The following is a 14461-nucleotide window of genomic DNA, read 5'->3' on the forward strand; positions in this document are numbered from 1 at the left end:
GTTCCCGCGCCGGTTCAATGAATTTCGTGCGCGGCGTCGATCGTCGTGACGTAGACCCAGCCAGCCGTGCGCTGGCCCGTGCGCGCCGATCGTCGGATCGCCTTGACGATCTCATCGACGCAGTCGTCGTCGCAATGCAGCTCGAGCCGCACTTCGTTGACCACCGCGAGGCCGAGGTTGACGGAGAAGTGCTGTTCGGCGTCGTCGATCGGCGGAAGGGTTCCCTGCGAAGGCGTGGCGCTCAGGTGGTAGTGATGCGGGTCGCCGTCCAGGATCTCCCAGGCCTTCGTGGACTTGATGGCCTCGATGACGTCTGCTGCGCGATGGCTATGGATGTAGGCCTTGATCTGCTTCATGTCGACTCCTCGGGTGGTTCTGGGTGGTGCACGCCAATCTCGTTGGCGGCGTGCGACGCGGCCGGCTCCCTAGCGGCCTGACGTGCTGCCGCGCGGGACTCGGACCATTCGTAGATGAGCGGCAGCAGCAGCAGGGTGAGCGCCGTCGACGTGAAAAGGCCGCCGACCACCACCGTGGCAAGGGGCCTCTGCGTTTCCGCTCCGACTCCAGTCGAGATCAGCATCGGGATGAGACCCAGGATGGCCACCGAAGCCGTCATCAGCACCGGTCGCAGGCGCAGCGCTGCCCCGTGGCGCACCGCCTCGCGAATCGGCAAGCCTTGGCGCCTCAGGTCGTTCAGGAACGAGACCATCACGATGCCGTTCAGCATGGCCACGCCGAATACCGCGATGAAGCCGATGGCTGACGGCACGGACAGGTACTGGCCACTGATGAAGAGCCCGACGATGCCGCCGATGATGGCGAAGGGCACGTTGGCGATGATGAGCGTCGCGTGCCGGACCGAGTTGAATGCCGTGTACAGCAGGATGAAGATCAAGCCGATGGTCAGCGGCACGATCACCGCCAGGCGCGCCATGGCGCGCTGTTGGTTCTCGAACGCCCCGCCCCACTCGACCCAGTAGCCGGGCGGCAACTTCACGTTAGCTGTCAGGCGAGTGCCGGCCTCCTTGACGAAACTGTCCACGTCCCGGCCTTTGACGTCCATCTGCAGGACGGAGTAGCGCTGCAACGATTCCCGGCGCACAAACGAGTAGCCCTCGGCCATCTCGATCTTGGCCACCTGCGAGAACGGCACGAGCGCACCCTCCCCTGTGCGGATCGGAATGGCCGCGATCGAAGCTGGGTCGGCGCGGAACTCGTCAGCGAGGCGTACCGCGATATCGAAACGTTTGGTTCCGTCGATCAGCGTGCTGACCGTGGCCCCGCCGATACCGGCCTGAACCACCTCCAGGATCTCGTCGGCATTGATCCCATACCGTGCTGCGGACTCCCGATCGACCTTGATGACCAATTGCGGCTTGCCCTTGTTGGCTTCGGCAGATAGGTCGGCCACGCCCGGCACCTTGTTCAGCACGTTTTTGATCTCACCAGTGAGTCGGTCCAGCGTGTTCAGATCCTCGCCATACAACTTCAGAGCCAACGTGGCGCGCACGCCAGAGATCAGTTCCTCCACCCGCATCTGAATCGGCTGCGTCGCGCCGAAGACGGCCGTCGGCACCTGCTTCTCCAGCGACTCTTGCATCTGGGACGCCAGGCCACCGTAGGAGATCTTGTCCGGCCACTCGGACTGCGGCTTGAGCTCCAGCAGCACCTCCATGTAGTTCACGTCCGCCGTCTCGCCCCGTTCGGCGCGCCCGATGGTTGCCAGCACGGTCTTCACCTGCGGAAAGTTCTTTCGCAGGTTGGCGTCCACCTCGTTCGAAACCCGAATCGATTCATCCAGCGATGTGGACGGGATCCCGGTGATCCGGAACATGATGGAACCTTCCTGCAGTTGGGGCATGAACTCCTTGCCCAGGAAGGGGAACAGGGCCAAAGAGCCGATCAGCAGCACGACCGCGATGCCTACGACCAGGCGCTTTCTGTCCAGCGCCCAGTCCAGCAGCGGCAGGTACACGCGCTTGGCGCGCGCCACGATGAAGGTGTCCTTCTCCTCTTTAGGCTTGAGAATCAAAGCGGCAAGCACCGGTACCAAGGTCAGCGATAGGAGCAGTGAGCCGGCCATCGCGAAGGTGATGGTCAGGGCCATCGGCTTGAACAGCTTCCCCTCCAAACCGCTGAGCGAAAACAGCGGCATGAAGACCACGATGATGATGAGGATGGCAAACGCGATCGGGTTGGCCACCTCGCGCGCAGCCTCGAGGATCAAGTGCGTCTTGTCGATCGGCCCGCCCGACTCCTTCGCGTGGGCCAGAAGCCGGAAGGCGTTCTCAACCATGACGACAGCCCCGTCGACCATCATTCCGGTCCCGATCGCCAACCCGGCCAGTGACATCAGGTTGGCGGAAAGACCAAACTGGTTCATCAGCAGGAAGGCGATGAGCATGGCCAGCGGGAGGGTCACGATGACCACCACGGCCGAGCGCACCTCGCCCAGGAACAGGAACAGGACGATCGCGACCAGCACCGAGCCTTCGACCAGGGCGCTCTCGGCCGTCTTCAACGCCTTGGCGACGATCTCCGTGCGGTCGTAGATCGCCTTGAGTTCTACACCCTTAGGCAACGCCGCCTGGGCGGTCGAGATCTTGGCCTTCACCGCGTCGACGACGCTTTTGGCGTTCTCGTTGACGCGCGCCAGGGCCATGCCCAGCACGGTCTCCTTGCCGTTGCGGGTCACGGCACCGAAGCGCAACGCCGGCGCTTCTTTCACCTCGGCTATGTCGCGAACGTAGATGGGCGCTCCATTGCGCTCCTCGACGACGATGGTTCCGATGTCAGCTGTGCCTGTGACGAGCCCAAGGCCTCGCACGAGGTACTGCTCCGCGCCGAGGTTGATGTACTGGCCGCCGACCTGCTTGTTGTTGGCTGCCAGGCGCTCCATCACCTGTTTAAAGCTCAGGCCGTACTTAATGAGCTTGCGCGGATCGATCTGGACCTGGAACTGTTTCTCGTGACCGCCCCAAGAGATGACATCGTCCACACCCGGTGCCGTGCGCAGGATGAGCCGAACTGTCCAGTCATGCAGCGTGCGCAGATCCATCGCGGTCAGCTTGCTGTCCGCCGACTCGATCGTGTACCAGAACACCTGCCCAAGGCCGGAGCTGTTCGGTCCGAGCACTGGCTCCCCGTAGCCTTGCGGCAGGCGCTCCTTGGCCTCCTGCAGCTTCTCGCCAACCAGGCGGCGCGCGAAGTAGATGTCGACGTTGTCCTTGAAGTAGACGCCAACATAGGACAGGCCAAAGAGGGAGACCGAACGCACCTCCTCCACGCCCGGCAGGCCAGCCATGGCGCCTTCGATGGGTGTGGTCAGCAGCTTCTCCACATCCTCCGCAGCGAGGCCAGGGGATTCGGTATAGATGTTCACCTGTATGGGCGTCACGTCCGGAAACGCGTCTACAGGCACTTCCCGGAAAGCCTGTACCCCCAGCCCCACCAGCACGGTGAAGGCGACGATGACAAGGACCTTGTAGCGCAGGGAGGCGTCGACGATGGCATTGAGCATGGTTGACTCCTGCTCAGTGTTCGTCGCCGATTTGCGACTTCAGCACGCGCGCCTTGAGCGCATAGGTGCCTGCGATCACGACCTGCTCGCCGACCACCAACCCCGACTTGACAACAGTACGTCCGGAGAGCTTGTCGCCGAGCTCAACGGCGCGCTGCTCGTACCCGCCCTTGGCGAACAAGAAGACGGTCGGCTGCCCCTGCATGAGGACGATGGCAGCATCTGGCACGCTGATGGCCGTAGACGTCGGTGCGTCGCCGCCCGTATCGATGATCGCTTTGGCGAACATCTCAGGCTTGAGTCTGCCGTCCCTGTTGGCCACCTCGATTCGTGCGGGAATGGTGCGGGTCTCCTTGTCCAGCAAACTCGCCACGTAGGTGACCTTCCCCTGAAAGGTCTGGTCTGGATAGGCCGCCACCACCACACCCGCCGCGACGCCGGGCCTCACCTTGCCCAGCTGGTTTTCGGTGAGATTGGCTTCCACCCAGACGGTCGACAAGTCAGCAACGGTGAAAAGCGGGTCACTGGGCGTTCCCAATTCGCCAACGGTGGCCTTCTTCTGCACCACGGTGCCAGTCAGCGGCGCCGTCAACGGGAACGTGGATTCGACGCGGCTCAGCCGCTTGGGATCCACGCCCAGCAACTTCAGCCGGTCCTCGGCGGCACGCAGGGCGACAGCGGCGCGCTCGCGCTCGGCCTTGAGCCTGAGGAAGTCCTTCTGCGCAATGATCTCCTCAGCGTTCAGCGCGGATGCGCGCTTGAAGTCCGCCTCAGCCGCACGATCGGTGGACTGCGCCTGAAGCAAGGCCACCGAAGCTTCACCGATGGCAAGGCTGTCCAGTGTGGCCAATGGTTGCCCCGCCTTCACCTGGTCTCCCAGATTGGCCGACACCCCGACGATGCGTCCTTCGACCCGCGGCGCGACGCGCGCGATACGGTCCTGGTTCACGCGGATGGTGGCCGTGACGCTGATGACGTCCGGTACCGGCTTGTTTTGCACGGTCTCGTACTGGATGCCGGCACGCTGTGCCTCGTCGGGCGCTAACTTGAGTCCTTCAGGACCACTGGCCTTTCCCGAGGGAGCCTCGGCAGACTTGGCGGGATCAGGCTTGTCGGACTTGCCGCATCCACTGAAAGCCAAGACAACGGCCATCGCTGCGACCGATGCCAAGATGGCGACTGGGCGGTTCTTCATGGTTGGGTTCCTTGATCCTCGGCGGGAACCCGCCCTGCGGCGTGTTCCAAGGCAATGCGGGTGGTCTGGAAATCGACCAGTGCGTCGATGAGGTCACGTCGCGCGTCCAGCGTCTGCCGGTTCACGACGATGAGTTCCAGGAGACCAATCTCTCCCGCGCGCTGCGACTTCAAAGACAACTGCTCGTTGTCCGCCAGCGTGGGCAGCACGGAGCCTTTAAGGCGCTGCACCCTCTGCTTGAGGCTCTGTAGGCGATACCAGAGCACCCGGACCTGGCTGTCGAGATCCCGCCGGGCCGCCTCGCGTTCGATCTGTGCCTGCGTCAGGTCCGTGGACGCTTGGCCGATGGCCGCGTCGTTGCGACGGAAGACCGGCAGGGGCAGGGACACCGACAGCGTGGTGAGGCGCTCACGCGCGTCCATGCTGCCTTCCCGACCGACGTTGACGCCAACTGTGACGTCCGGGTACCGCCCTGCCCGCTCGAGTCCAAGCTTGGAACGCGCGCTGTCGACGCGCGCCGTCAGCGACCGCAGTCGCGGCTGCGAGGACGCTGTCGCGAGCAGGTCGTCCACGTTCGGCAGACCTGCATCCAGACCTCGCTCCAGGTCCCCGGTAACCTTAGGCAGGATGCGGCTGGCAGCCTGCATCGCGACACCTAGCTCAGCCGCGGCGTCATCGCGCTGCTCTTGCAGCATGGCAAGTTGGTTATGCGCTCGCTCCGACTCGACGGCGGCTAAGTTGGCGTCGAGCTTGGTGTCCTCGCCGGCAGCCCTGCGCTTTTGAACGGCGTTGGCAGTCCCTTCAAACAGGCGCACCGCCTGTTCTTCGACGGTGATTCGCTGCTGCAGCCCGAGCACGCGGAAGAACTTCTGCGCCACCTCGGCGCGAACATCCCGCCGGGTGGCCTCGATGTCTTCTTGTACGGCCGTGAGTGACGCGCCGGCGATGTCACGGCGCAGGCCCTGCTGTCCGGCGATTTCCAAAGCCTGCGTGATGCCCGCACCCCACTCCCACCGGCGGTCAGTGGGCAAGCCTGCCTGCGGCACATCCCGCCGCGTGCGGTCGATCGACACCTGCGGGTTGTTGTAGAGCGGCGAACGAGCCTCCCGGCGCGCGCCGTGAGCGGCGTCAAGCTGAGCCTGCGTGGCCCGCAAGGTGGCGTTGTTGGACTCCGCGATCTGCAGAGCCAAAGCCAGGGTCAGGTCCGGCTCTTTACCGGCCGGCGCAGACGCCGGCTGTGCTGAAACCTCCACCCAACACATGGCGGCGGACATGAGCACAGCGCTGGCAAGTACCAGCGAACGTTTTCGCATCGAATTCTCCTAGTGGCATGAACCAACGGGGAATCCGACGAGACGTCGTCGAGGTCAGAGAGGGGATAGCGCGCGTCTCGCCGGATCAGGCGATGCGCAATCTGTCAGGTCGTTCTGGCAGCCCAGGGATATGGGACGCGTGCTCTAGCGGCTCCGCAAAGACATCCTGGTTGGGGGGTGAGTCGGCGGTGATCAGCACATCCACGCTCGGAACGCTGAAGCCGAAATGGCACATCTCGCAATCAGCATGCGACAGGCTGGCCGCCTTGGTTTCCTTGGTCTGCGCCTGGCCGGAATGCTTGTGCTCGTGATGGCCGAAGTGCTTCGCGGCAATGCCGCTTTCGTGGCCGCAAAACCCGGATGCCGCTGCCCAGGTGAACTGCACCGGCAGGACGATCATCAACAGGATGACGAAAAGGCGTCTCACGCGGTGCAGTGTATCCACGGCCAAGAGAATTGCCAGCGTCGACGTGAAGGACTGACGAGCACGCCCCCAAATTCGTCATCCGAGAGCGCTTCGAGAAGCGCTTCAATCTATCTGTCTAGACGACCAAGTACGTCCCGCTGCAGCTTTGACTCGAGCGCCAGGCACAGCTGAGGCGCCTGACTATCGTGGCGTCGGCACGATGACCCGCATGCCTTCCTGTTCATACGCAAGCTTTCGCTCGTCGACAAAGGCCCATTCCCGGTTCCAGTCGCGCGACGCGCAGATCCGGCGAATCGTCCGGAGCTCGCCATCGTCGAGGGCCTTGCGGGCGCCCTCGCTTGCTTCTTGGGTCTCTCTATTCAGCTCCCCACCCATGCCGTACAGCCTGAGTGCCCGCCCCTCATCTTGGCAGGCGGCGGCGAGCCGGTTCGCAATTCGGAACCCGCCGGCGTCGATGTCACACCAGTGCCTGACTTCAGCTGCATCAGGTAGCGCCTTCAGCATCAGACGGTAGATCCGCAGCCATGAGGGGCTGGGCATGCCCGCTGTGTAGATCAACGCGCAACCCCGGTCCGCCAAAGGAAGGCGTGCCAACTCATGGAAGGTGGATAGGTTCTCGACGGTCAGCAATGTGTCGACCTCGCCCATCGGCTCAACCCCGTCGATATGCGTGGGCGACAGGCCTAGATACGGCCGACAGACATCCAGGGCGTGCCCGTTATACATCACTCGGACGCTCACACTCAATGGTGAAGCTGTTCTCGGGATCCCTCCAGCCGCTCCAAGCCCGCCACGCCTCAAATCGCCGCCAGCCATAGACCCGGATCACATCCGTCGCACCTCTATGCCACTGCCAGTCTGACGACTTCGACAAACGGACCTTCGAAGCACCGTTCTCCTATCCGCCACGCGCTTACGGCAGCAACAACCAGCAGCGTATTCCCAGGAATATGCGCTCCCTCCTTTGGAGTGACGCGGCCGGTCCAGGTCATGTTGACGCGCTCGCACACCGGTACCTCCTCGGCCACCAGTGAGTCATCGATGCAGATGTTGAAACGGTCCTCCATGTACGCCCCGCCGATCGACGCAAGGACGTCAGGGTCTGCAAGCATCTGTTGTCCGACCATGCGCTTCAACGCCTCTTCGAAGATCTTGAAGTCGGTGTGCACTTCAGCCCATTTGCTTCGAGTAGAGAAAGCCACCGAAAGCAGTTCCTGCAGAGAGCCGGCCAGCGCGCTGTGCCCAAGTGCCAGCGCTCGGCACCGCGCCAAATCCAGATCGATGACCACGTGCCGCGCCTTATGGAAGTTCCTGAGCTCAGACCCCACTGCTTGGGCTGTCTGCAAAGCAGACAGCGAGGTGTAGCCCAGGCAAGCCGCGACCAGTTCCAGAGCATGGCCGAGCTTGATTGAAATGTCGTCTGCAGCGGCTTGCTTGCTCACGGCCCTCGCAATTGCAGAGATATCAATGGTCATAATTAGTTACTTTGGTTTTGGCGTGGTCGGCTGCCGGCGGCCGTCAACGCCAGATGCCACCCCTGGACGAAGATGGGCGACGCAGGGGCAACCTCTAGACACGGCGCTGGGATCTACAGGCCGGAATCCGGCCCAGGCCACGGTTGCTTATGGCTGTGACACCGCACCGAGCGGCGGGTCGCCAGGCAAAGACAGGGATGGCTTTCCCGCGGTCGTCGAGGTCACCAGACCCAGCGTCGAGGCGTCCTCTGGTGCTTCGATCAGCCAGTGCCTCCGGTAGCGCGAAGCCAGGCGATCCACCGTGTTCAAGTCCACATGGGTCCGAACTTCGAACTCGAGTCCGCCCGGCTCGGCTGTCGGGCGCAAGCGCCAGGGCAGCAGGAAAAGCGCCTGATCGGGCAACTCGGACCACGCCACCTGAACGCCGTACCGCAGCTTGCTCATCCGGATGAGGCTGCGAACGAACAATGCTTGCACCTGACGGGCAACCAGGAGACGCATCGCGCCCGTGTGCGATGGCAGCCAAGACCAAAAGGGTTGAGCCTTAGCTGCGGGTGGCGGCAATTCACCCAGAACGAAACGCTGCACTTCGAAGGCTGCTGCCGTTTGCCAAAACGCTGCAGCCACCGTCGACACACGCAAGTCCACGCGTGCCGCGCTATGCATCGCGTTCTCCACGCCTGGCGGCATCTCTTTCAATCTCACGTGCTTGGCGAGCCGCGTGGCCAACTCCTCAAAGGCCCCGATCACGGCACCACGGACCAACGCGAAGAACTTGGGGCGGTTCAGAGGGCCATCTTCTGCAGCGAGCATGAATGACTCCGTCCGGATTTTGAGGAGCCCGAGACCCATCGACGGATCTCCCCACAGGGCGTGTGCGTGGTGCAGTCGCACCAGCACTGGACTCGCGGCAACCTCCGCCAGCCTGTCGCACCGAAGCTCGCTGCGCGATTCGCCCGGCGCCGGCGGATCGGTCACCAACCGCCGTAGGGCGGCGAAACGCTCAACGGATGGATGGCCAACCGCGCAACCGACCGATGCCCGGCGACGCTCGCTTGCCATGTTGTGATCGCAGGCGCCGCAGTAGAAATGGTTGCGCGCCAGCGCCAGCGCGTTGGTCGGTATGGCGCGGCCGCAATGCGGGCAGCCCATCCGAAGCGGCTCCAGGTGGATCGGGCACAGAACCAGTTGAGGCAACTGGAACAGCGGGGAATGGTTGCCCACCTGCAAGCACGACCGGCAGTAACGCAAGTCACCGAGCAAGACGCGCCTGGGCGGGCGCCCCGCCAGCAAGTCCGCTCCGCGCGCCTGGGCCCACATCGCCGGATCGATCGCCATCGCCTCTGCCAGGTCCAGGGCGACTTCCTCTCCCAGATGAAAGATGGACGGCTTCATCTGCCACTTCTGCTTGGACAGCGTGGCGGCCTCACTGACGTCCAGCACCATGTCCGACGAAAATTCGACGAAGGCGATGAAGGCCGACTTCTCCAGTTTGAGGTCAAGGTACTGCTTGCCGTGACGGTTCCAGATGCGTGAGCTGTCTGTCATTGCGTCGCCTCCTGATGGTCGACCGCTGGCGCCTTGCCCTTGCAATAGGACAGCATGACCTTCTTGAAGCCGTTTCGGTCGAACGCATCGAGCACCGTGTGGTGAGTGACCTCCTTCTGATCGTTGTCCGGGTCGATCAGGAAGAAGAACAGATAGTTCAAGGTCTGCCTGAGGTAGGCCATCGGGAAGAACAGCTCCATGTTCATCTTGTCGACGTCGTGAACGGACCGGATTGCTTGCTCAATCGCTGGCACCAACCTGACGATCGACCAACCGCCCTGAGCGCGCTTTGGAAAATGCTTCCAAGTGAAGTGGTGATCCGCGCCATCCAGCGCCTGCAGGAACTCGGCGATCTGGTCGAACGACAAGCCACGAAACTCGCGCAGTTCCTGGAACTGCCGGCCCATGATGTGCAGGTTCTTGTCGACGTTGGCAATCGTGGACTGAAGTTCAGGCTGGCCAATGCATATGAGGCAAGGGATGTACTTCTTTTCTGAGATCGCCGCCTCCATCAAAGCGAATTCACCGTACAGGTCCGGTGCAACGTTCTGCAGTTCGTCGCCGATCACAACGACACGCCGCGTCTGTGGTGTGCATTTCAACCAGATTTCGTCCATCAACCGAATGCGCAACGATTCACGCTCGCGGGCTGTTGAGCGAACTCCCAAGTTGGTCAGGGCCCGCTTGAGCAGTTGCTCGGGCTTCTTGAACTGTTCTCCGCCGAACTGCAACCGGACGACGACGACCGTGCCACCGAACATCTCCAGGGCCACTTTCTCGAAGTACTTGGCAAACTCGGATTTCCCAACCCGTGGCAGTCCCCAGAAAGCGGCGCCGCATTGGTCGCAGTTGATCCACAGCGCCGCGGCCTGTGCGGCATCTTCGATCTGTGGCGTCCAGCTGATGCCTTCGAAGAAATAGAGCGATTCGACATTGCTCGGCAGAGGTCCTGCATCTTCCGGCGGTTCATTGACGCTATCGCTCATCGCATCCCCCTCGGCACATTGAAGCGGCGACCAGGCAGTCGGGGCGCCACGCTCGAGCGCGCCGGCGCGGGCATCGCTGGCCCTGTCGATGGGTCACGAGTGGCGGGCGCCCTCATCGGGGTCGGCGGCACGTAGCCATCGTTGTAGACCAGGGGCGCCTCTTCGCTGCCGTATTCGATCTGTGCTGCAGCCAACTCCTCCGGCGTCACCATGCGCTTCAGGTAGCTCATGAAATAGCAGAAATCCTGCCCGATGGACCAGTCGGTCTTGGCATCGTCGGCCAGGAACTGCAGCATCTGATAGACCGATATCTCCTTGGCTTGGGTCTTGAAGCGAGCAGCCTGCTTTCGTCTGCTGATGATCTGCTGGATGCGATGGTCGAAGGGCACGCGGCCCCAGTCCCCTTCGCACCTCAAGGTATCGACGTAGGCCATGTCGTCGTTGCAGATGATGGCTGTGCGCAAGTCGTCGTAATCCTGCAAGATCCAGTACTCTCGGACGCCATCGGGCGGATTGGCCTTCAGCCATTTGCTCGAATAGCGGCGATCCACGGGGCTGATCAGAATGAACGGAAGCCGCCCGCTGGTGGTGATCTCGCACTTCACCGGAAGCCGCTTGGGCGCACAGAAGTGGTAGCCCTCTCGCTGGTGCTCGGGCAAGTAGTTGGGCTCGAAAGTTCCGCGGGCCAACAGTTCCTTCATCCGCGTGAAGGAGTCAAGGTAGCCTGCTGACGCCGAGTCCGATACGTTCTCGTTGGCCAGCTGACAGTAGAGACCCTGCTCATAGTGGTTGAAGTGCACGAGCTTCTCGGTCGGACAATCGGCGATCTGGCGAAGCGGATCCTTCGGACCGCTGCCTAGTGCCCCGGGCAGTTGAAGGTCAAAACACTTTCGGGTGCGATGGATGTTGGACTCGACTTCGGGTCGGCCTAAGGGCGTGCCTGGAGGGCCCAACACCACGCGCCCCCCGAACAGCCGCATGACCACCTCTTGCAGGTCGTTGAACAAGTGGGCTAGGGCGTTGTCCAGATAGATCACCACCGGCACAACGAACTTGAGCTTCTCGAAGATGTCCTGCGGGAAGCCTGCCCCTTCAACCGGCTTCATATTCGGATCCACCATCGGTGGAACCGGCTGGCCGAGCACTGCATTCTTGAGGAGCTTGATGACGTCCGCGCCCTTGGCCTGGCGCGTGAAGCAGACTTGGAAGGCGATGTTCATCGCGTAGTCGCCGAGGCTACGCAGGCGAAGGACAGGAAACCGGCGCACGCGGACGATGTCCCCACCCCAGCGCACGCTTGGGATGATCACCTTCGCTTCCAGGTTGGAATCGCACTCGTCGATCACCCAAGCCAGGTAGTCACAGAACGGCGTCCTGGCTTCGCCATCACCCGACAACGACGCGGCCGTCACGGCTGCGGCCTTGCCGCTGTTCTTCTTGATGTGTGCAAGCAGGTATTGAGGGATGTATTTCGTCTTGAACCAACGCAGCAGCGGTCTGAACCCCTTGGTCGCGCACCGAAGGGGATAGTCTTCGTCAGTCAGCCCCTCTTCCTTGCAGATCGCTTGAAACTTGGTGTGCAGCGTCTTGTCGCCGATCTTGTTCGGCCTTTGTTTACCGTTCAGGAACTCGACGAGCTTGGTTTCTATGGCGGGGCGGTCGGTAAAGAGCTTGCCAAACAGGCCACTGAAACCGGCGGTTGGAGCGTCCTGCGGATCCGACGGCTGGAGATCGGCAGTGCGCACCCGGTTGCTCTGCACTTTGAAGCGGACAAAGGCTCGCGTCCCCGTGATGCCGTTGCCTTCCTTCCAAGGCTCGATTGCCGTCTCGATGTAGTCCAAGACCCTGAAGGGCCGCATGCCGGCGGCCTTGGCAAGGTCGGCAACAGACTGCTTCTTGGTGAACAGGTCCGCCGCCTTGCACAGGCCGTCGTAGCGATCCAGCTCATCTACCGGTATCGTCGACCTTGCCTCCCGCGGCCACGACGCGAACTCCTGAAAGTCCTTTGGCAACTTGAGCAGCAGCGCCTTTCGACGCATCTCCGATTTCCGGGCGCTCATCGGGGCCACCTCTTGGGTTGAAGCCGAACCGAAGGTTGCGACAACCCTTCAACCCACCGCGAGAGCGCCTGACGGCCAAGGCTCCTGGTGTTGAGCGGATAGTCGTCGTCTCCCAGGCCTTCGCGCTTGCACGCCTGAACGAGCACTTGGCGCAGCTCGCGCAGCGTTAGCGAAACCGGCCGCGGCTTTTTGTTCAGATAGGCTGTGAGGGCCTGTGAGATACGCGGGTGCTGGGAAAGCAGTCGCCGAAAGGCTCCCCGGGGCACGCGATCCGCGCGCGAGCCGTCACCGGCCGGAACGCTCCGCCGGCCGTTTTTTGAAGAGGTGTCCATTCAATGGCCCTCCTCATCGGCGCTGAAATTGCTCAGGTTCTGATTCGACTCGTTGGAGCAACGCGCGAACGGCATGCTCAGCGGCCGGGCTACGACGCTCCCGACCTCCGAGGAGGAGGACGTCGCGCGCGGCAAATCACATAGCTGCGCTAGCACCCGACGGGTGTGGCCTGACTTCGCAATCGCCGTCAGATGGAGAAGCGATACGCCCTGACGAGATGGTGCAAGGATTGAAGTCATTGCATGCCTCCTGCAACCGCGGAAGTGTGCAACTCGCCGTCTTGACGATGGACAACTAGGTGACCGGCCACATGAAGCCGGGCCAGGCGTGCCCTGATCAGGTCACGTGGCGCGTCGATCTGCGAGCAGAGCTCGGCCAGCGTCCTGTTGCCCGTGGCCACCAACGCCACCAGCGCGTCGTCGTATTCGCTGCCCTTTCGTACCCACAGCACGGCCACTTGGCGGAGCTTTTCCCACCACCAGAACTCGTCAGCGCGAGTGCGGATTTCGGCGCGTGTACGGACAATGACTTGCGCGCCGTTGGCGGCCGCGATCTTGCCAAGGGCCCGCATCGCTGGGGTGGACGCATCGGTCTTGGCCACGAAGACATAGTCAACCGAGTCATCTCGCCGCGTCACGACAAAGGTAGCTTTGGCGCTGCGATCAGTGCCCGCGATGACGGCCTTCACGTCCGTTGGTTTGCGCGTCAACGACTTGGTCGTCGGCGAGAAGCGCTCCAGCACCCAGGCCTCGTAATGGAGGTCGGAGCCGAATTGCAGGGGTTGGACGCCGAAAGGGTCGTGAGCCCGGTTCTGGGTCCGCTTGAACTCGCGATAGCGTTCCTGACGGCCGCCCCAATGGGTCACGACCGAGTGGTGGTCTTGTTCTTTCATGAGAAGTGTCCAGGCATGAGCCACCATCCGGTCGGGGCACAGCCCGACCGCCAAGGCTCGATGGGATGGGTCCAAGTGCGGCTCGAAGGCCGCCCATGGCTGCGCTGGGACGGGCTGTCCTGGCCCGTCGTCTTTTCGCCGCTGGGCGCGGTGACCGAAAAGCTCAGCAGGCGCTTGACGCCTGCCCAAATCCGCCGGACACTTCCTATGTAGGTGTTAGGAAAAAGTCCCGACGCGTCAGTGGATCCCCATCCCTGACGCGTTTGGCGTTTTTGGGTCCCAGATTTCGGACGACTTGGTCCTTGCGTCTGGCACCACCTCCTGTTTTTTGCCTAGGTCCTAGGCGGATTCGAAATCGTCGACCGGCACTGATTTCATGCCCAGCGCGACGGCAATCTGAAAACTGCTTCCTCGGACAGCCTTGCGGGTCCCGGCGAGCACCTGGTAGACCAAAGCTGGGCTGAACCGCCGCTCAAGTGCCCACTCAGTGATCGTGATGCCGCGGTCGGCGAACCACTGCGCGGCTTCTTCCTTCGTCTTCAGCTTGACGGCCCTGCCTCGTCCGGTAGAAGCGGGGCCGTCAAGCTGACTTTCCTCAGCGGGCGCAATAGGCTGCATGTGTTCCACTTGCTGCGAAGCATTTCAAACTAAATAAATACTTTTGTACTTGTTTTGTTTGAAGCGCGAGTCTGCGCGCGGCGCGCCGGGTGTG

The 14461-nt window shown here is 62.5% G+C and carries 12 protein-coding genes; all 12 read right to left on the reverse strand.

Translation table 11 applies throughout. From position 1 onward, the window contains the following. Nucleotides 1-14: 14 nt before the first annotated feature. The gene (locus AC07V5_RS25545) at nucleotides 15-356 is read right to left on the reverse strand and encodes a P-II family nitrogen regulator (RefSeq protein WP_268149253.1); all 342 of its coding nucleotides are present in this window, start codon (nucleotides 354-356) and stop codon (nucleotides 15-17) included. Further along, entirely contained in the window at nucleotides 353-3520 is a 3168-nt protein-coding gene (locus AC07V5_RS25550) for an efflux RND transporter permease subunit (RefSeq protein WP_088481196.1), read from the reverse strand. Before AC07V5_RS25550 ends, AC07V5_RS25545 begins: the two co-directional genes overlap by 4 nt. A gap of 13 nt (nucleotides 3521-3533) precedes the next feature. After that, the gene (locus tag AC07V5_RS25555) at nucleotides 3534-4715 is read right to left on the reverse strand and encodes an efflux RND transporter periplasmic adaptor subunit (protein WP_088481197.1); all 1182 of its coding nucleotides are present in this window, start codon (nucleotides 4713-4715) and stop codon (nucleotides 3534-3536) included. Then, nucleotides 4712-6028 carry a TolC family protein gene (locus AC07V5_RS25560; RefSeq protein WP_088481198.1) on the reverse strand — a complete coding sequence of 439 codons (1317 nt, stop codon included), beginning with the start codon at nucleotides 6026-6028 and terminating at the stop codon, nucleotides 4712-4714. Before AC07V5_RS25560 ends, AC07V5_RS25555 begins: the two co-directional genes overlap by 4 nt. An 85-nt stretch (nucleotides 6029-6113) precedes the next feature. Then, nucleotides 6114-6473, reverse strand: a complete 360-nt coding sequence (locus AC07V5_RS25565; RefSeq protein ID WP_268149257.1) for a hypothetical protein — start codon at nucleotides 6471-6473, stop codon at nucleotides 6114-6116. 162 nt (nucleotides 6474-6635) lie between these two features. Then, on the reverse strand, nucleotides 6636-7181 hold the full coding sequence (locus tag AC07V5_RS25570; protein WP_495118451.1) for a Wadjet anti-phage system protein JetD domain-containing protein: 546 nt from the start codon (nucleotides 7179-7181) through the stop codon (nucleotides 6636-6638). A 116-nt stretch (nucleotides 7182-7297) separates the two neighbouring features. After that, the gene (locus AC07V5_RS25575) at nucleotides 7298-7897 is read right to left on the reverse strand and encodes a hypothetical protein (protein ID WP_144397099.1); all 600 of its coding nucleotides are present in this window, start codon (nucleotides 7895-7897) and stop codon (nucleotides 7298-7300) included. A 180-nt stretch (nucleotides 7898-8077) separates the two neighbouring features. Then, nucleotides 8078-9478: a hypothetical protein gene (locus AC07V5_RS25580; protein WP_268149261.1), complete on the reverse strand. Its 1401-nt coding sequence runs from the start codon at nucleotides 9476-9478 to the stop codon at nucleotides 8078-8080. Continuing rightward, complete coding sequence (locus AC07V5_RS25585; RefSeq protein WP_268149263.1) at nucleotides 9475-10464, reverse strand: AAA family ATPase; 990 nt, start codon at nucleotides 10462-10464, stop codon at nucleotides 9475-9477. The genes AC07V5_RS25580 and AC07V5_RS25585 overlap by 4 nt, the downstream gene beginning before the upstream one ends. After that, nucleotides 10461-12524: a hypothetical protein gene (locus AC07V5_RS25590; RefSeq protein ID WP_268149265.1), complete on the reverse strand. Its 2064-nt coding sequence runs from the start codon at nucleotides 12522-12524 to the stop codon at nucleotides 10461-10463. The genes AC07V5_RS25585 and AC07V5_RS25590 overlap by 4 nt, the downstream gene beginning before the upstream one ends. 568 nt (nucleotides 12525-13092) lie before the next feature. Next, nucleotides 13093-13749 carry a hypothetical protein gene (locus AC07V5_RS25595; RefSeq protein WP_373716400.1) on the reverse strand — a complete coding sequence of 219 codons (657 nt, stop codon included), beginning with the start codon at nucleotides 13747-13749 and terminating at the stop codon, nucleotides 13093-13095. 339 nt (nucleotides 13750-14088) lie between these two features. After that, nucleotides 14089-14367 (reverse strand): DNA-binding protein, encoded by a 279-nt coding sequence (locus AC07V5_RS25600; protein ID WP_088481203.1) that lies wholly within the window; start codon nucleotides 14365-14367, stop codon nucleotides 14089-14091. Nucleotides 14368-14461: the final 94 nt, after the last annotated feature.

The sequence above is a fragment of the Roseateles sp. GW821-FHT02E12 genome (assembly GCF_059421665.1).

Bases quoted from the DNA above. Each gene is read 5' to 3' on its own strand.
- AC07V5_RS25580 (WP_268149261.1), bottom strand. From the start codon at position 9,478: ATGACAGACAGCTCACGCATCTGGAACCGTCACGGCAAGCAGTACCTT.
- AC07V5_RS25550 (WP_088481196.1), bottom strand. From the start codon at position 3,520: ATGCTCAATGCCATCGTCGACGCCTCCCTGCGCTACAAGGTCCTTGTC.
- AC07V5_RS25545 (WP_268149253.1), bottom strand. From the start codon at position 356: ATGAAGCAGATCAAGGCCTACATCCATAGCCATCGCGCAGCAGACGTC.
- AC07V5_RS25595 (WP_373716400.1), bottom strand. From the start codon at position 13,749: ATGAAAGAACAAGACCACCACTCGGTCGTGACCCATTGGGGCGGCCGT.
- AC07V5_RS25560 (WP_088481198.1), bottom strand. From the start codon at position 6,028: ATGCGAAAACGTTCGCTGGTACTTGCCAGCGCTGTGCTCATGTCCGCC.
- AC07V5_RS25555 (WP_088481197.1), bottom strand. From the start codon at position 4,715: ATGAAGAACCGCCCAGTCGCCATCTTGGCATCGGTCGCAGCGATGGCC.
- AC07V5_RS25570 (WP_495118451.1), bottom strand. From the start codon at position 7,181: ATGTATAACGGGCACGCCCTGGATGTCTGTCGGCCGTATCTAGGCCTG.
- AC07V5_RS25600 (WP_088481203.1), bottom strand. From the start codon at position 14,367: ATGCAGCCTATTGCGCCCGCTGAGGAAAGTCAGCTTGACGGCCCCGCT.
- AC07V5_RS25590 (WP_268149265.1), bottom strand. From the start codon at position 12,524: ATGAGCGCCCGGAAATCGGAGATGCGTCGAAAGGCGCTGCTGCTCAAG.
- AC07V5_RS25585 (WP_268149263.1), bottom strand. From the start codon at position 10,464: ATGAGCGATAGCGTCAATGAACCGCCGGAAGATGCAGGACCTCTGCCG.